This window comes from Runella sp. MFBS21 (genome assembly GCF_029433105.1).
In the GTDB taxonomy this organism is placed as follows: Bacteria; Bacteroidota; Bacteroidia; order Cytophagales; family Spirosomataceae; genus Runella.
Window position 1 is genome coordinate 54,629 of sequence record NZ_JARNTW010000026.1, and the last position, 18,396, is coordinate 73,024.

Genomic DNA, 18,396 nt, shown 5'->3' on the forward strand with positions numbered 1-18,396 from the left:
TCTATTTGGAATGTATTTTGGATAAAAAGTCACATGTAGGCTAGAATTTTTATCAAAAAAAATGCACTATGATTGGTGATATTTCTTGAAAATGTACAATTTTTTGTTTTTCTTCGCTTTTCATTACCCACCTTTAAATTAACAACCCACAATGCCCAACGTATATCAAGATGCTGTTGTGACGAAATACAATATCTTCAACAGCCTATTTTTGAGTCTGCCGTTTCAGGACATTTTTCGGACTGGTACTTTATTACCACTGCTAACCCAAGCTAGTGAAGAGGGATTTGAAGCAGGGAAAAGCCCTCAGCAGATTATTGAGTCTTTTTTCGAAGAATATATCGAGCACGCTACCGAACCCGCAAGAAGAGACTTACTCTTTCATTTTATTAAATTTATTGAACGCCAGGTCGTTTTGTTTGATTCTGTAGAGGATGCAGGATTTAATCAGACCCATGATTTGAATGGGGAAGGATCTATCACACAGCTTCTCAACCGAGTAGATAGTGAAGATTTGCGTCAAAAATTATTAAAGAAATTGAATGATTTTTGCGTCAGAATTGTCCTCACTGCACACCCTACGCAGTTTTATCCTGGGAAAGTACTGGGAATTATCACTGATTTGGAGGAAGCTATTAGAGATAATGATTTTATAGCGGTCAACAATCTACTATTACAACTTGGAAAGACAGGTTTTATCAACAAAAACAAACCTACTCCCTTTGATGAAGCATTGACCCTTGGTTGGTTTCTCGAAAATGTATTTTATCAAGCAATCCCTGCTATCTTACAAAAATTGCTGAGAGGCCTTAATATCCCTATCAATGAATGGCCTCATACGCAGCTTTTCCGTTTGGGTTTTTGGCCTGGAGGAGATAGAGACGGTAATCCCTTTGTGACTTCTGAAGTGACTCTTCAAGTAGCTGACCGCCTTCGGCAAATTCTACTCAAGTGCTACTGGCGAGATATAAAATATCTTAAACGACGTTTAACTTTTGAGGGTGTAGAGGAGATTATTGCAAGAGCCGAGCTAAAAACCAATAATGCTATTTATTATCCAGATCAAGAGCATTATGCCTCTGCTGAGGAGCTTTTAGAAGATCTTCAACAAGCAAGAGCTGTATTGGTTGAGCATCACGATAGTTTCTTTGTCGATTCCTTGGATGATACTATCCTCAAAATCAAATTATTTGGTTTTTTCTTCGCCAGCTTAGATATACGTCAAGTAAGCCCCAAGCATACTTTGGCTTGGCAGGAAGTTTTAACCAAAATAGAGAAACAAATCCCCGTTTTCACTTATGATGATTATGTGAATTGGGACGAGAAAAAGAAAATAGATTTTCTATTGTCGCTCCAAGTAGAAATCAATGCAAATGATTTCCAAGACCCTATTGCTCAGGATATTTATGGGTCGATGTTGGCTATCAGAGAAATTCAACGCCGCAATGGCGAAGCAGGTGCTCATAGATATGTGATTAGTAACTGTGCAAGTGCTTTGAACGTGATAGAAGTGTTGGCTTTGCTAAAAAATGTGTGGAAAACTGCCGATATTGATGTGGATATAGTGCCGTTGTTCGAAACCGTAGACGATTTAGCAGGCTCAGCTGAAGTAATGCAGCAGCTCTACGACAATCCTCATTATCGAAAACATCTGGCGCGAAGAGGCAATCAGCAGACTATCATGGTTGGCTTTTCGGATGGTACAAAAGACGGCGGGTACCTAAGAGCCAATTGGTCTATTTTTACAGCCAAAGAACAACTCACAAAAATATCAAGACAATACGACGTTAAGGTTACGTTTTTTGACGGTCGTGGAGGGCCTCCAGGTCGTGGAGGTGGAAACAATCACGCTTTTTATGCATCCTTAGGGAAGGATATAGAAGATAAAGAAATACAGCTTACGGTACAAGGACAAACCATCAGCTCAAACTATGGTACTGTTCCGACGGCGATGTACAACCTAGAAAGACTTTTTACGGCAGGGCTAGAAAATCACCTCTTTACTTCTAAAAGTGCTAAAGACCAGCTGTCTGATTCTGACAAGGCTCTTATGGAAGAACTTGCTGATGTGGCTTATGAAGCTTATTTAGGCCTTAAAAATCACCCTACCTTTGTACCTTATCTCGAAAAAATCACCCCTTTGCGTTTTTATGGACAAACAAAAATCGGAAGTCGTCCTGATAAAAGAGGTAGTGGCGGAGGCCTCAGATTTGAAGATTTGCGAGCCATTCCGTTTGTAGGTTCATGGGCACAAATGAAGCAAAATGTTCCGGGATTTTATGGATTTGGTTCAGCCCTAGAAAAGCTCAAGGCTGAGGGTAAAATGGAAACATTGCGTAAACTCTACAAGCGGTCGCTATTTGTGCGTACCCTTGTCGAAAATTCCATGCAATCATTGATGAAAGCCTATTATCCTGCTACGATGTACTTGAAAGAAAATTCAGAGTTTAGTACGCTCTGGACGATGATGTATGAAGAGTACGAGCGTAGTATTAAGCTCATGCTAGAGTTTTCGGGAGAGCAAGAATTAATGAATCAAAATCCTGTTACGAAAGATTCTATCAAAGTGCGGGAGCGAATCGTATTACCATTGATGACAATCCAACAATACGCTTTACAAAAGCTTCAAAGCGGAGAACTGTCGGCTTCAGATGCAGATATATATAGCAAGCTGGTGATACGAGCTATGTTTGGTATCATTAATGCCGCCCGAAATTCGGCCTAATACCTCACAAAAAAGGTAGAGGATTAGCCTCTACCTTTTTTGTTTAAAGAAAAATTACTGATTATTGTTGAGCCAATAAATAAAGTACAGCCATACGCACTGCTACGCCATTTTCTACTTGGTTGAGAATGATACTCTGACGAGAATCGGCGGCATCTGAAGTAAGTTCTACTCCACGATTGATAGGCCCCGGATGCATCAATACAATATCGTGGTCTATCTCATCTAGCATTTTTTTATTGATTCCAAAGTACAGCGAATACTCCCTTAGGCTTGGGAAGTATTTGACTTGGAGGCGTTCAAGCTGAATACGAAGTACATTTGCTACATCGCACCACTGAAGCGTTTCTTTTACGTTGTGGCTTACTTCTACGCCAAGAGAAGAGATATATTTCGGGATAAGGGTAGTGGGGCCACATACTCGGACTTGTGCACCTAATTTTTTCAAACAAAATATATTGGACAGCGCTACTCTGGAGTGTAAAATATCTCCAATGATAGCGATTTTTTTTCCAGCCAAATCCCCAATCTGCTCACGAATAGAAAAAGCATCTAAGAGAGCTTGAGTAGGGTGCTCGTGGGTACCATCACCAGCGTTGACGACATTGGCGGATATTCGTTGAGAAAGGTAATGAGGCGCTCCAGGGCTGCTATGGCGCATCACTATCATGTCTACTTTCATCGAAAGGATGTTGTTGACCGTGTCGAGTAGAGTTTCTCCCTTTTTGACAGAACTTCCCGAGGCCGAGAAATTGACAACGTCGGCAGAAAGTCTTTTTTCGGCTAATTCAAAAGACAAACGCGTTCGGGTCGAATTTTCAAAAAAAACGTTTGCGATAGTTACATCTCTTAATGAAGGGACTTTTTTTATCGGACGATTGATGACGTCTTTGAATTGAGTCGCGGTATCTAAAATACTGTAAATGTCTGATTCGGTGAGGTTTTTGATGCCCAAAAGGTGCCGTACAGAAAGTTGTGACATAGTCAGAAGCACAAAGAAAGTTTTGCAAAGGTACAAAACCCTGCAAGTTTGCGAAACAAACACTTAGAAAAACCTTTCAAGAGGGTTATTTGAGAATCTCAATAAGGTTGTCGCGGATGGTGTTATAAATAGTATCCGTGGGAAGGTCATTGGCATCGGTGCCAAAAGGATCTTCGATTTCTTCAGCCAGTACTTCAATACTTGCGAAGACATAGAAGATGATAGAGACAATAGGAATAGCCCAATATTTGAATTCAATCACGAATCCAATAGGCATGGTAAATACATACAAAAAAATGACTTTTTTTAGAAACAAACTGTAGGCGTAGGGGATAGGAGTACGCTTTATGCGTTCACAAGCTCCAATGTTATCTGTAAAGGAGCGAAGTTCTTCGTTAAGGATGAAAAGTTGGTCACCTGTAATCACTTTCTTTTGATAAAGCTGATGAATCTCTTCATAAATTGCCCCCATGATTTGATTAGGGACGTGTTTCTTTTGGTTAAAAAAATGGGAGTTATACTTTCCGATTTGTTCTAATTCGTCTGTATTTACGCCCGCCCGAAGATGTTCTTTGGATGCATAGACATAGTTACTGATTAAAATCCGAAAAATTTGCCGTGTATGATAATCTTCTTTAGGAAGAAAGGTGTCTAGTTTCAGAGATAAGTTTCGAGAGTTGTTCACAAAACTCCCCCAAATTTTTCGGCCTTCCCACCAACGCTCGTAGGCGGTATTGGTACGAAATACCAGTAACATTGATAATACAAACCCTACGAGTGAATGTACAACTGTGGTGTTTTTGAAAGAAGCGTGGAGTATGTCATTTTCTATATAAGCGACTACTCCAGTATAAGCAGCAACTCCAAGGATACCCGGCAATAAAAACATAAAGGTATCACTTCGGTGGAAGGCAAAGATAAGTTTCCACCAGTCTTTAGGATTATAAGTAATCATGGATTAAGCTTCGCCTATGGGACCGCCAAAATTTACAAATGGGAAATCAGGATCTTCTGCCTGTCTTATATCGCCGTGGTTGTCTTCAAATTTGCGAATATTATCTTTAAGAGCAATAAGTAAACGTTGAGCATGTTCAGGAGTTAAAATAACTCTCGCCTTTACTTTAGCTTTGGGTACACCGGGCATCAAACGAATAAAGTCCAGAATAAACTCCGTATTGGAATGGGCAATCATCACTAAGTTTGAATACACACCTTCGGCCATTTCTTCCGAGATTTCAACATTGATTTGTTGTTCGATTTCGTTTTTATTGTCTTGCATGGGATTCACTATAATTGGTATGTTGGCAAAATTAACTAAAAAAAGCACCTTCGTCATGAAAGTGCTTTTTGTTTATGAATAACTTTCGAAAAAGTAACTTAAAACTCGGCCGATTTGGGCGTACGAGGGAAAGGAATCACATCGCGAATGTTGGTCATGCCTGTTACAAACAAAATCAATCGCTCAAAACCAAGCCCAAAACCCGAATGTGGCGCTGTCCCAAATTTACGAGTTTCCAAAAACCACCACATTGATTCGGGTTCGATACCCACTTCGTGCATTCTCGTAACCAATTTGTCGTAGTTTTCTTCTCTTTGGGAGCCACCAATGATTTCGCCAATGCCTGGAAACAACACATCCATTGCTCGTACTGTAGGGCCAGGTTCTAGCTCATTAGGCTCATTTTGTTTCATATAAAACGACTTGATAGCCCGTGGATAGTTGGTCAAAATGATAGGTTTTTTGAAATGTTTTTCTACCAAAAAGCGCTCATGTTCTGATTGCAAATCGATTCCCCATTCTACCGGATATTGGAATTTCTTTTCTTTGTGAGGTTTTGATTTCAACAAAATGTCGATTGCTTCAGTATAAGTAATGCGCTCAAAAGAATTATCCATAACAAAACGCAGTTTTTCGAGCAAAGGCATCGAACGTTCGTTTTGTGGTTTTGATTTTTCTTCTTCTTCGAGGCGTTTTTGTAAAAAAATCAAATCTTCTTGGCAGTTTTCGACTGCATACCGAATCACATACTTTACGAAGTCTTCGGCCAGATTCATGTTGTCTTCTAGCTCAAAGAAGGCCATTTCGGGTTCAATCATCCAAAACTCCGCCAAGTGGCGGGTGGTATTGGAGTTTTCGGCACGGAAGGTCGGCCCAAAAGTATAGATTTTTGACAAAGCCATTGCACCCAATTCCCCCTCTAGTTGCCCCGAGACGGTAAGGTTGGTTTCGCGGCCAAAAAAGTCTTCTTTGAAGTCAATTTTTCCTTCTTCATTGCGGGGTAATTTTTCTAAATCAAGTGTCGTTACCCGAAACATTTCGCCTGCACCTTCGGCATCGGATGCGGTGATGATAGGCGTATGGAGATAATAGAAGCCGTTGTCGTTGTAATACTTATGCACTGCAAAAGCCAATGCATGACGAATACGCAATATCGCACTGAAAGTATTGGTACGTGGCCGTAAGTGAGCTATTTCTCGCAAAAACTCCAGAGAGTGCTTCTTAGGTTGAAGAGGATATACTTCAGGGTCAGCGGTGCCGTAGACAAAGACATCAGTGAGTTTGACTTCTACGGATTGCCCCGAACCTACCGATTCTACCAAATTGCCAGTCACTTTCACACAAGAACCGGTCGTAATCAATTTGAGGGTTTCTTCGTTGATTTGACCAGGCTCAGCTACTGCTTGGATATTATTGATGGTAGAACCGTCGTTGATAGCAATAAAAATAGCGTTTTTGCTTTCGCGCTTAGTGCGTACCCAGCCTTTTACCACCACTTCGCTGCCTACTTTGGCTTCGGCAAGAATCTGTTTAATCTGTATCGGACCCACGTTTGTAAATGATATAAAAATTAAAAAATCTTATGACTCCTACTTTAGTATTTGGTTGGAATTAAATCAGACAAAACCATCAAAAGTAGTAAGGGCTGCAAAATTAGGGTTTTAATACGGTTCGGCAAAGAGAGAAAGGTTTTGAAATCAGGCTTTTGGGTTTTCAAAATCTTATCTTACTTTTGATTAACCCTAATCGTTTATGAAAAATGTCTATTCGTGTACTTATAACTGACGATCATCAGATTGTTTTGGACAGCCTTTCTCTCTTGATTTCTACGATTCCGGAAATGGAAGTAATCGGAACACTCAATGATAGCCGCAAGGTTTTGGGTTTTTTGGATACCCACGAGACTGATATTTTAGTAACGGATTTGAGTATGCCGTATTTGTCGGGGGTAGCACTTACGCTCCAAGTGCGTCAAAAATTTCCTAATCTTAAAATCTTGATGCTCACCGTTTCGGAAGATGCCGACAATATCCGACAGGCGTTTCAAGCGGGAATTTCGGGCTATGTGATGAAAAAAGCAAACCGTGCTGAGCTAGAAAGGGCTCTCACTACGGTAGCAAGAGGTGAGAAGTATTTTAGTGAGGCAGTAATGAAAGAATTGCTAAGCCCGGCCTCTTTAGCTGCTACCTCTAATGAAGAAATTCCTAGTGAGCCTATTGCTGTTACGGCTCGCGAACTAGAGATTATAAGATTGATAGCCCAAGAACTCTCAACTTCAGAAATTGCGGAGCGGCTTTTTATCAGTGTAGGTACGGTCGAAACGCACCGCCACAACATCTTACGAAAATTGGGCGTAAAAAACGCCATAGGTATCATTAAATATGCCGTAAAAAACAAATTGGTTTAGACAGGTACTTCTATACTTATTTTGGTGCCCACCTTAGGTTTGGTATCTAGGGACCAAGTTCCTTTTAGCGATTCTACACGCGCACTTATATTGCGTAGGCCTACTCCCGTGGGATTGGTGTGGGTGGGCATTCCGATGCCGTCGTCGCTTACGGTAAGAAAAATCGACTGATTTTTTTCGGAAAGGCTTATCCATACTTTTTGGGCGTGGGCATGTTTCAAAACATTATTTACTAACTCTAAAATAATACTATAAAGCTGGTATTCGGTGGTGGGGCTAGGGCGAGCTAAAGCTTCATCCACAATGAGATGAAACGTGGTTTTGGTATTTAGATTAAGCTTTTCAATTAGTTTTTGTAAAGCCATTGCTAAGCCTTGAGTTTCGAGTTCGGGAGGAAGCAAATTGTGAGATATGAGGCGTACATCTGCATATACATCCTCAAGGGTTTGAAGAATTCCGGCATGAATTTTTTGGTCTGTTTCAGGATATTTGGAAGTATCAAGTGCTTCTAGTCGCCATCTAAGTGCCGCAATTTTGGTATTTAGGTTATCATGTAATTCAGAAGCGACGCGTTTGCGCTCAAGGGTTTGTCCTTTCAGTAGGGCTTCTTCTATTTCTTTGTTTTTGATACTTAGTTGTTTGTTGGTAGTTTTTAATTTATGATTTGACCAAAATACAAAGCCAGCCACAAAAAGGCCCAAAATCGAAAGCCCAATTAAAAAATTGCGCCATTGGGTGAGTTTTTCATTTTCTAAATCACTGATTCTAAGTTGTTGTTTTTCGGCTTCGTATTTTGCTTGCAGTTCGGCATAGGCTTTCTGGACTGAAAATCGCCCGAGGCTATCTTCGTGCATTTTGTGAAGCTCATAATATTTGAGGGCATTTTGGTAGTCGCCCATTCGTTTGTAAGTTTGATAAATGTAATTTTCGGCCCGTGATTGCATTTCTTTCCAGCCTGATCTACGAGCGTAGTCTAAGCTAGCTTTACGGTATTCGAGGGCTTTGGCGTAAGATTGTTTTTGATCGTATATATCAGCTAAATCGGCATAAGTAGCAAAAATGACAACCCGATTGTTGTAAGATTTGGCTAATGCCAATGCTTTGTCGCGATATTGGGTGGCAAGAGCTTCATTGCCGAGTTTCATATATACATTGGCCAAGCAATGAGGATTATCAGCTTTGAGGGTAGGGCTTGTGGTGTAGGGCATAAGCCGCTCTACTTGTTTGTAATAAAAAAGCGCTTTTTTATAATTTCTGACTCCGAATGAGTCATAGTAATTATAGTCTCCCAAGAAATCATAAATCCAACCGAGATTGTTTTTGTTGGTAGTAGCTTTGGCGTAGGGCAAAGCCTCATATAAAAGTTCTAGGCATTTGTTGGTGAGGCCATTGTTGTTTAAAACAAATGCCGCTAATACGTACGTGTACGCTAATTCGTAAGGGTCTCCTCCTGCTTTTTTAAGGGTTTGAATGGCTTGATTATAGTGTTGAAAAGCTTCTGTGTAGTTTCCTTTTATATCGTTGTATTTACCCAAAGCACGTTGATATAGCCCTATTCCCTTGGGCCACTCTACCGCTACTGTGAATCTTTTAAGAGAATCCAAAAACATCAGTTCACGTGAATCTCCTAGATTGATTGAGCGCTCCGTAAGAAGGCTCAAACTCAATACAATATTGGTATCCCGATGTAAAGAAGATTTTTGGGTGGATAAGTCATGAATATGGTGGATAAGGCTATCCAATAAGGGATTTTGTGCTTTTGAAAATCCCACATTTAGTAAAAAAACAATGAAAATGCATACGATTTTTTTCATGAAAAAGAAAAATCTAAATGGGAACTTCAATCGTTGCCTTGGTACCTACTTCTGGTTTGCTTTGGAAAGTTAACTTTCCCGAAAGAGTTGCTACTCTGTTGTTGAGATTTGTCATCCCAATGCCATCTGATTGGAGTTCATCGGTCATTCCTACGCCATTATCGCTTACAGATAAGCAAGCAGCGGTATCGGTTTGGCTATAGCTTATCCACACTTCTGTGGCTTGAGCATGCTTTATGACATTGTTGATGAGTTCAAGTGTAATGTTATAGAGTTGATGTTCTGTTTCGGAAGAAAGTCTATCAGAGGAAGGTTGTGCGATAAGATGAAAAGTAGTTTTTGTGTTGATATTGAGTTTTTCAACGAGTTTTCCAATGGCCGGAATCAGCCCTTGAGTTTCGAGCTCGGCAGGAAGCATATTGTGAGAAATAAGCCTTACATCAGCATAGACGTCATTGGCCATATCAAGAAGTCGATTATAAATTTTCTTGTTAAAATCATTGAGATTTTCTTCTTGCATAGCTTCCAAATGCCATCTTACAGCGGCTAGTTTGGTATTAAGATTGTCGTGCAGTTCAGACGCTACACGCTTTCGCTCGATTCGTTGTCCCTTAAAAAGTGCTTCTTCTATTTCTTTATTTTTAAGGTTTAGTTGCTGATTCTTGTTTTTAAGTTTTCGATTAGACCACATTACAAACCCCACCCCAAAAACTCCAATAAAAGAAAAGCCCAACAAGAAATTGCGGGTACGGGTTAACTGTTGATTTTCAAGTTCTTGTATACGTATTTTGTTGCCTTGTTGTTTTTTCTCAAATTCGTAAGTCATGGACGAAACCGTGATTTTTTGGAGGGCTTCGTTGTTGAGCAAGCTATCTGCTTGGGTTTTGTATTGTTTAAAATGGTGCAGTGATAGCTGAGGTTGTTTGAGAGCTTCATAAGCTTCTGCCAATTGGCGATGATATTCTGCTATTTCTCGTCGAAGAGGAGGGTCTGACTCAGAAGCCCATTCAATTCCTTCCTTGGCATATTGGATAACACGCTTGTACTGTTTTTTTGCCAAGAAAATCTTTCCAAAATTAATTTGATTAAGGTGGTCTAAAGATTCGTTGGAGTCGATTTGGCTTTTGTAGAGGCTATCGGCTGCATGGGTATATTTGAAGGCTTGGTCGTAGTTTCTCAAAAGAATATATACGCCTCCAATACGGCCGTAAGTACGAGATAGCCCCTGCGTAGCATTTGAAATGCGGTGAATTTGAGCAGCTTGTTCAAAAGTTTCTAAAGCTTTTTGGTATTGGCCCTGCTTTTCAAAAATTTCGCCTCTTTGGCTCAAAACGAAAGCTTTGACACGATTGTCTGAAAGTTTTTCAGCTATTATTTCAGCTTCTTTAAAACAAGCAAGTGCATTTTCATAGCGACCTATGGTGGAATAAAAACTACCTAAATTGGGAACTACTGAGCGAAGTGCCATGATATTGTTGGTTTCTTCTTGAAGCTTACGGGCTTTAAGCATCAGATCGATGCCTTCGGCGTGTTTGCCGCTAGTGACAAGCAAAGAGGCCATTTCAGCATATACATAACCTTGCCAAGCTTTGTCGTTGATTTCAGTAAAAATAGCTAATGCTTTTTGGAATAGAGGTTGGACTTCGGCCTGTTTTTCAAAAAAGCTGGTATAAATCTGAGCCCGCCGAAAGTAAACTTGACCTTCCAACGATTTGTCGGGAATTGCCTTGGCGCTTTCTAATGCTTTATCTAAATGATTGTAGGCAGTTTTTAAGTCAGAAAGGTATTCGTTTTCGATGCGTACAAGTAATAACCTTGCTTTAACTTCACCTTTCAAATCATGTATTTGTTGGGCTAAAGAGACAGATTGATTAGAGTATAGGCGAGATAGAGAGTCATTTCCTTGTAACCAGAAAGACTGCCCTATTTCATACAAAACGCTGACCTTACTTGTATCAGCCGGTAGTTTGCCTAAAAGTCGGAGCAAAGAGTCGGTTTTTTGGGCATATGCACAGATAGAAAGTCCCCAAAAACAAAAGAACCACTTTTTCATAAATAAGTGTCAAAGAGTACATAACTGCATGAAAATAAGTACAAAACTTGAAGAAAAACAAGCCAAAAAACCAAATATCTAGGTTTTCCTATAGCTAAAATACAGGTATATATAGATTGAGAATTGAAGGTTTTCAAGAGATTTTTGTATGGATGATTAAGTTCATAGTTTATAAAACCATACACCGTATGTATCCAAGAGCAATAGTAAATATTTGTGAAAAACGTTCTTTTGTTGGATATTTGGTAAGGTCTTGAAAATCATAGAAATGGAGCAAAAAAAACAGGGTATTTTAGAAAAGCCCCAAACGCTCATTTGGGCTTTAGGCATAGGGCATGGTTTTTCGGATGCTACCGCTGGCTATTTGATGGGTACTCTGGCTCAAGAAGTAGCTTTATCAGATGTAGCTTTGGCGGTAGTGATTTATAATATTTTAGCTTTTGGAGGACAGTTTCCCCTCGGCATATATCTCGACCGCCTTAAATACTATCGCAGTGCCGCTATTGTGGCTTTGGTGGGAATGATAATGGCGTGTATTTGTATGAGTTTTCAGATTTGGATCGGTACAGTTTTGGCGGGGGTGAGTTCGGCCATTTTTCATGTAGCAGGAGGAGGTATCACTTTGCGAAGTTTTCCGCAAAAAGCATCTTATATGGGTATTTTTTCAGCTTTTGGCGTATTTGGATTAGCGCTTGGAGGTTGGGCTGGCGCAACACAGATGCTATGGATACAGCTGCTTTTAGTAGTAGGTTTGGGAATGGTCGCGTTTTTGGCAGTAGTTATCAAACTGCCCGAAGCATTACCATCTGAAGGAGCTCCACCCAAAATTACCTTCCTAGATACCCATGATTATTTGATGATTTTGTTGATGGGTGCCATTGCAGCGCGGTCAGCGATATGGAATTACATACAACTTTTGTATAATCATCAATACGAGTGGTTGTTGTACATCGCATTGGCTGCGATGGTGGGTAAGCTTCTGGGAGGATGGCTCTCTGACCGTGTAGGGATGCGCCTGTATGCGTTGGTATCACTCGCAATGGCGATTGTGGTATTGTCGTGGGGGCATCGAAAATTGATATGGTTGATGATAGGAACAGGGCTTTTACAATCAATTACTCCAGTGAGTGTGATAGCATTACAACGTGCTTTTCCTCAATGGCCTGCCACTATGAGTGGAGCCGCATTTGGTTTGGCTATTGCATTAGGTGGAAGTGCCTCAGTTTTTTCTTTAGGAAAAAATCTGTTTTACCTACCTCAGCTTTTTATTTGGGGCATGGGAGTATGGCTTTTGTATTTCTATGCTTTCAAACTGCACAAAAAACTTTTTTCAATCTGAAAACATAACCAATCATGAAAAAGCTTTCCGTCTTTTTAGGATTAATGAGCCTAGCGCACTTAGCTTTGGCCGACGTAGTAGAACCTCCTACGGGCGCACCAGTTTCGGATTTATTGTTGGTGGTAGGAGTGGTAGCAATCGCGGCTTTGTTGTTTGTCCGCTATCGTCGAGCTAAGCACAAACAATAACAATGTGGCAAAATCTCTTAAAAACATGGTTGGTAGAATTACCAATCCTGTGGTTGTTTTTGCACAAAAAAGACAAATTCCTTTCGATTGTTGTCATAGGAGCTCTCATCAATGTTTCTACTTGGACTTTCCTTTCTTACTATTATTATCAGTTTGGTGGTAATATTTACCTCCTCGAGATATTGGTAGCTATGGTAGAAGCTGTGTGGATAAGAAAACTATGGCCTGTCTCTTGGCTCCAATCTCTTAAGGTAAGTTTTTTGGCAAATACCTTGAGTTTTGGACTTGCTTGGTGGGGATTTATTTGAAATTCAGTCATCTACAGGAAAACCTATATATTCTAAAATGTAGGTTTTCCTATATCCTAAATGTAGGTGATTCTGGATTTACGGGTGTTGGGTTTTGACGGAACTTTGTATCGTTAAATCACAACGGTAAAACCCCCCTTACACTCATGGAACCCAACGCTTTGCAAACCGAGCACCTTAAAGCCAAATCTCATTCTACCGAAATACAAGATGAAGGTTTTTTCGCGGTGCTATTTGATATTACTAAAAAACACCCTTCGCTTTTTACGTGTTTCTTTCTGATTCCTTTTATTATTCTGCTTATATCACTGGGATTAAAGTGGTATTATATTTTTTATGATACTTCTCATTATCTGACCGACTTCCAAATGGAAGGCACCAAGTGGGCAGACCCTCAGACATATTTCAGTGCCGGAATCGATAAATATATCCGTGAGCTTGATATTGCGGGTCTTGTGGGAGGGATTGTTGGGATTTTTATCGGTTTGTTTTTGACCGTAACCACCGAAAAAATGAACCGCCAAAAAGAACGTCTTAACCAACAAGAAATGGACAACATCAAGACGCAGACGGGATTGCTGGTGCAAGCCACCAAATCTCTGAACGGAATCATGATGGAGGTGAGTGGTAAAGTCAACGAAAAAGTCCAACTCATGGAGGGTACAAAAGATGTATTGGAAGGTATCGACAAAGTAATAGACCTCTCTAAAGTCCAAGGAAATAGTTTGTTGGTACTTTCAAATACGGCCAAAATCGAGGCAATCTCTCCTTTTCGAATGGATTTAGTGGCCAAACACGCCGACCTCAAACCCCACGAGTTGCGTCATGCTACCCAATTTGACTATGGACGTAGGGCCGAGGCTCTTCAGAGAGATTGTACTGATGTAGAAAACAAACTCAAAGAAACAGCTATCTATCTCCAAAAAATAGGCAGCGGAGCGCGGGTGGAATTTGTGACGCTCAACGACCAAAACGAAGGCTCAAGCCATGCTTTTTTGAAATACTTGGGCAAAATATTCAATGAACACGTTTCCGTAGAAACCTATCGCAGTGGAAGCAATGCCCCCTTGGCCGTGAAAGAGTCGGTGCCTCATCACAATCGCTTTATGCTTGCGACCAACGGCCAAGAAGATACAGACGCACAAGCTGTATTGATACGGCAGCTTTACAATCAACATTCTCAGGCCATGCGCGAAATGCAAGATTTGGGCGTGAGGGTGACGAAAGTAAATAAAACCCTACCTATCCAATTGTTTATTAGTACTCCGCGAGAAAATACCCCCGGCATTCAGAAGAGTCTGTGTGTTTGTATTTTGGGAAGCGGCTCAAATTCTAGCGGTCGAGCTTCCAAACTAACGGCCTTTCTTACCGACGACCCTCACATTGTATCTTCTATGGTAGAGCTGTTTTATGATTATGAATCCGATGCTACGCTCAACACGAGAGAATTTATGCAGAAGCTATAAGATGAAGCATATCGTGAAAAAATAAATTGCCGTAAGCGATTTGGTCCACCATTTTATTTCTTCTTCTAAATTTTCATAAGAATGTCAACCCTGAGTCTTATTAAGAAACTGTGGCCTTTTGTCCAAAAATACCGTCAAAGTTTAGTAGGAGCTTTTGCACTTACTGCCTTGGGGGCGTTGCTGGCTCAAGTTACCCCTCTTGTGATGGAATATACCGTAAATACGGTTCAAAATATCTTAAATCAACAAAACCAAACTACCGAGCAAATCACTTGGATAGTAGGTGGCTTAGTGCTAGTATTGTTTGCCAAAGAAATCATCAACTTATTGGTGCAACTAGGTCAAAAGTTTTTGAGCGACAGGCTCCGATTTCGCTTGGCTGCTGATTTGCACAACTATACCATTAGGCGGATGGTATCTTATCATCTCTCTTTTTTTGCGCTTTCCCAAAATCAAATCGGCAAGCTTGAAAAACGTATCGATAAAGGTATCGAAAGCCTTACCAAAACTGTCAAAAACATCTTCGTCGATATTGTCCCGATGTTTGCCAACGCACTTTTGGCTTTGCTGTTGATGTACAAAAAAAACGTGTGGGTGGGAGTGTGTGCCACGATCATCATGCCTCTTTATGCGCTCATTAGCCGAGAACAATCAAAGCGTCAGAAGCAAGTAAGGCGTAATATTCAACAGTTTAGAGAAGAAAAAGCCAACACACTCTTTAGTTTGATTGAATCTATTTTTGTTGTAAAGTCTTTTGTAAGAGAAGATTATGAGTCTGATCGTCAGTGGTCTTTGACCCAACAGCTATCGGATAGTGAAGTAAAACACCACCGTACCAATTATCTCTTCGACGGCCTTAAAAGCATTGCAGAGCAGCTGGGAGTCGTGATGGTTTTTGTGGTAACAATCTATTTTGTATTGAACCAACAAATGACAATCGGAGCTATTTTGTTGCATCTGATGCTCTTCAATAATGTGTCGGCACCAGTGCGACACCTTCATCGTATTTATGATGAATACAGCGAAGCACTTACCTACGCCGAAGGTTTTTTTGATATGATAGAAAATAATAGCTATCTCGAAAATATTAGCGAAAAAGACCTCAAAACGCCTGATACTTTGAAGGGTATTTTTGAAATGAAAGATGTTGATTTTGTATATCCTAATGGTAAAAAAGCCCTCAAAAATGTGTCATTGCGTCTAGAACCAAACAAAACAACGGCTATCGTAGGGCTGTCGGGGGCTGGAAAAAGTTCCGCTATGAATCTCTTGGCAGGATTTTATTCGCCATCTATAGGTGAAATTTTGCTTGATAATCAATCTCTTCACCAATACAATCCCCAATGGATACGTAAAAACGTGGGGCTTGTGATGCAAAAAAACCACATCTTTTCGGGCACCGTCGAGGAAAACATTCGCTACGGCAATTTAGAAGCTTCTTTCGAAGAAATAGTGGAAGCAGCTAAAAAAGCCAGTCTCCATGACCAAATCCTCCAAATGCCCAAAGAGTATCAAACGGAAGCCAGAGCGCTTTCGGGAGGCCAACAACAGCGGATTGCGATTGCTCGCCTTTTTCTCAAAAACCCTCCCATTATTTTTCTGGACGAACCCACCGCTAGTCTGGATGCTATCACTACCGAACAAATCAAAGACAGCATAGACGCCATCAAAAAAGACCGTACCGTACTTATTATTTCTCATAACATCAGCCAAATCATGGACGCTGATAAAATATACGTCATGCAAGAAGGGGAAGTGATAGGAAGTGGTACCCACGAAACGCTCTATGCCGCGGGTGGTCTATACCGTGAAATCATTGATTCTAATGCCCGTACCCTCAATATTGGGCGTTTGGCAGCTACGGTGCTGGGTTAAGTATAGGTTTTCCTGTATATCCAAAATACAGGTTTCCCCTTATCTAAAATGTAGGTGTTTCTGGATTTACTGATGAGGCTTTTTAGCGGAACTTTGTATCATCCAAAAACAAAATAATTCGCTGAAAATGAGCTTCAAATCTCAGTAGCATTCCTAAAGAATCAATCATTGAAAAATCTACAAAAACATTAAAAAAATGAGCACTCCAGTAAAACAATTTGTAATTCGTCATTTGGCCGGAGCCAAAGCCAACCAAGTCGAAGAGTTTGATTTCAGCAGTCATAATGAACTTACCTTTGGCCGCTCTTCCAACAGCGATATTCAGTTTGACCCCGAAATAGATACTGTAGTAAGCCGCGAACATGGCAAAATTGTAAAAGAAGGACCTCTCGCGTTTTCGTTGATAGACAACAATAGCCGCAACGGGATTTTTGTCAACAAAACCCGCGTCAAAGGAAGCACTACTATCAATCCAGGTGATGAAATCCAATTAGGAAATAATGGCCCTATTTTTGTGTTTGATATCGACCCTCGCCCTGCCGAATTGATGCCTGCTACTCGATTGGTAGAAGTTGTAAAACCTACCAGCGAATTTGTACCCCTTGAAGTATCGGAAACAGCGCCTGCTAAAACGGGCATTGGAAAACAAACTTTTGAGCGAGTAATCAACAGTGAACGTACAAAATCGCGTCGTACCCTTACGGCCAGTATAGTAGCGGTATTGGTGATATTTTCGTCTTTGGGATTTGTGTTTTGGAAAAAAAATAAGGAAGATAATACCCAGCTAAACAGCGAATACACCGAAGCCCTCAAAAAACAACAAGAAGAATCAAAAATTCAGATGGACTTGTTGAAAGAAAAACTAGAACAAGGCAAAACCATTTCGACCGCTTCTATTGCCGCCGCTAATACCGACAAAGTTGTCAAGATTTTTATTTCGTGGGAATTATACGAAGTACAAGAAAATGAAGAACTCTACCATGAGTATCGCCCAGATGCCCAAGGAATGTTTAGACCTTTGTTTGTACAAACCCAAAATGGCGTAGAACCTTATCTTGTTACCAAAAAAAGATCGCTTGCGGGCTTGCCAGTAGGTTCGACGGGTACAGGTAGCGGTTTTGTGGTAAGTTCTGATGGTCAGATTCTCACCAATCGCCACGTAGGAGCAGCCTGGAAAACAAGATACTCAGGCTTTGCTTGGAACAATTTCCCGGGTTTTATGGTACAAGGTCTTGATAAAAATGGGCAACCTGTTTTGGCGAAAGAGCCTACCGTAGGTGCCGAGCAAATATTTGGATGGGTACCTTCAGAAGCCACCATGGTCAATGGTCGTGCTGCACAAGTAGAAGGCCGAAACAAATACCTAAAAGTAGTATTTGCCAATACATCTCAGCCTTACGAAGCTCGTTTGATTACTCCTTCGCAAAGCCACGATGTAGCGCTTATCAAAGTAGATGTCAACGACTTGGCACCAGTTTCTTTAAAAGATAACTACGGAAGTGTGAAGTCAGGTGAGGAAATTATAGTGATGGGCTACCCTGGTGGTGCACCTCAGCAGAGAGTCGTACGTAAGTCAAATGACCCCTTTAAGCCTAATCCTGAGGTATTTGAAGTAGCTTCTCCTGTCACTTCTCCGGGGCATATTCAACAAGTAGTGGAGAGTTCGTCAGATTTTTCAACCAAACAATCGGGTTTTGGCGATAGCTATCAGCTTGATTTGAATGCCACAGGAGGTGGCAATAGTGGCGGACCTATGTTTGATGATAAAGGAAATGTGATTGGAATCTATTATGCGGGTGGGGGAGATGCTCGTCAGGGAATTATCTCTTTTGCGATTCCGATTAAGTATGGCATGGAACTTCTCAAAAAACCTAAAAGCGAATAATTAAGTGCCTCACTTATCGCAGGTAAATGCAGTACAATAGAAAATCTTTATTGATAGTGCGCCAGGTAATTACTC

14 protein-coding genes are annotated in these 18,396 nt (G+C 40.7%); 8 read left to right on the forward strand and 6 right to left on the reverse strand.

The window, feature by feature from the left end; genetic code table 11:
- Positions 1-151: 151 nt before the first annotated feature.
- Positions 152-2,725, forward strand: a complete 2,574-nt coding sequence (locus P1X15_RS29075; RefSeq protein WP_277341642.1) for a phosphoenolpyruvate carboxylase — start codon at positions 152-154, stop codon at positions 2,723-2,725.
- A 61-nt stretch (positions 2,726-2,786) separates the two neighbouring features.
- Here the strand turns inward: P1X15_RS29075 and P1X15_RS29080 are convergent, their stop codons facing one another.
- From P1X15_RS29080 to asnS, 4 genes are all read right to left on the reverse strand, one after another.
- Positions 2,787-3,707 (reverse strand): aspartate carbamoyltransferase catalytic subunit, encoded by a 921-nt coding sequence (locus P1X15_RS29080; protein ID WP_277341643.1) that lies wholly within the window; start codon positions 3,705-3,707, stop codon positions 2,787-2,789.
- An 85-nt stretch (positions 3,708-3,792) separates the two neighbouring features.
- Entirely contained in the window at positions 3,793-4,662 is an 870-nt protein-coding gene (locus P1X15_RS29085; RefSeq protein ID WP_277341644.1) for a bestrophin family protein, read from the reverse strand.
- A gap of 3 nt (positions 4,663-4,665) precedes the next feature.
- Positions 4,666-4,986: a DUF3467 domain-containing protein gene (locus P1X15_RS29090; RefSeq protein WP_028664282.1), complete on the reverse strand. Its 321-nt coding sequence runs from the start codon at positions 4,984-4,986 to the stop codon at positions 4,666-4,668.
- Positions 4,987-5,084: 98 nt separating this feature from the next.
- The gene (gene asnS, locus P1X15_RS29095; RefSeq protein WP_277341645.1) at positions 5,085-6,536 is read right to left on the reverse strand and encodes an asparagine--tRNA ligase; all 1,452 of its coding nucleotides are present in this window, start codon (positions 6,534-6,536) and stop codon (positions 5,085-5,087) included.
- A gap of 209 nt (positions 6,537-6,745) precedes the next feature.
- Here asnS and P1X15_RS29100 point away from each other — a divergent pair, with 209 nt between their 5' ends.
- Entirely contained in the window at positions 6,746-7,393 is a 648-nt protein-coding gene (locus P1X15_RS29100) for a response regulator transcription factor (protein ID WP_277341646.1), read from the forward strand.
- On the opposite strand, the gene P1X15_RS29105 is transcribed toward P1X15_RS29100, so the two are convergent.
- Positions 7,390-9,207: an ATP-binding protein gene (locus P1X15_RS29105; RefSeq protein ID WP_277341647.1), complete on the reverse strand. Its 1,818-nt coding sequence runs from the start codon at positions 9,205-9,207 to the stop codon at positions 7,390-7,392. The genes P1X15_RS29100 and P1X15_RS29105 overlap by 4 nt on opposite strands.
- A 13-nt stretch (positions 9,208-9,220) precedes the next feature.
- A complete protein-coding gene (locus P1X15_RS29110) occupies positions 9,221-11,260 on the reverse strand; it encodes a sensor histidine kinase (RefSeq protein WP_277341648.1) in 2,040 nt (679 codons plus the stop codon).
- 268 nt (positions 11,261-11,528) lie between these two features.
- Here P1X15_RS29110 and P1X15_RS29115 point away from each other — a divergent pair, with 268 nt between their 5' ends.
- The 6 genes from P1X15_RS29115 (at position 11,529) to P1X15_RS29140 (ending at position 18,321) form a co-directional block, all read left to right on the forward strand.
- Positions 11,529-12,599 (forward strand): MFS transporter, encoded by a 1,071-nt coding sequence (locus tag P1X15_RS29115; RefSeq protein WP_277341649.1) that lies wholly within the window; start codon positions 11,529-11,531, stop codon positions 12,597-12,599.
- Positions 12,600-12,613: 14 nt separating this feature from the next.
- Positions 12,614-12,787 (forward strand): hypothetical protein, encoded by a 174-nt coding sequence (locus P1X15_RS29120; RefSeq protein ID WP_277341650.1) that lies wholly within the window; start codon positions 12,614-12,616, stop codon positions 12,785-12,787.
- A gap of 2 nt (positions 12,788-12,789) precedes the next feature.
- Entirely contained in the window at positions 12,790-13,095 is a 306-nt protein-coding gene (locus tag P1X15_RS29125; RefSeq protein ID WP_277341651.1) for a hypothetical protein, read from the forward strand.
- Between the two features lie 146 nt (positions 13,096-13,241).
- Positions 13,242-14,561, forward strand: coding sequence for a hypothetical protein (locus P1X15_RS29130; protein WP_277341652.1), 1,320 nt, complete (start codon positions 13,242-13,244; stop codon positions 14,559-14,561).
- An 81-nt stretch (positions 14,562-14,642) separates the two neighbouring features.
- Positions 14,643-16,436 carry an ABC transporter ATP-binding protein gene (locus tag P1X15_RS29135; protein ID WP_277341653.1) on the forward strand — a complete coding sequence of 598 codons (1,794 nt, stop codon included), beginning with the start codon at positions 14,643-14,645 and terminating at the stop codon, positions 16,434-16,436.
- A gap of 196 nt (positions 16,437-16,632) precedes the next feature.
- The gene (locus tag P1X15_RS29140) at positions 16,633-18,321 is read left to right on the forward strand and encodes a trypsin-like peptidase domain-containing protein (protein ID WP_277341654.1); all 1,689 of its coding nucleotides are present in this window, start codon (positions 16,633-16,635) and stop codon (positions 18,319-18,321) included.
- Positions 18,322-18,396: the final 75 nt, after the last annotated feature.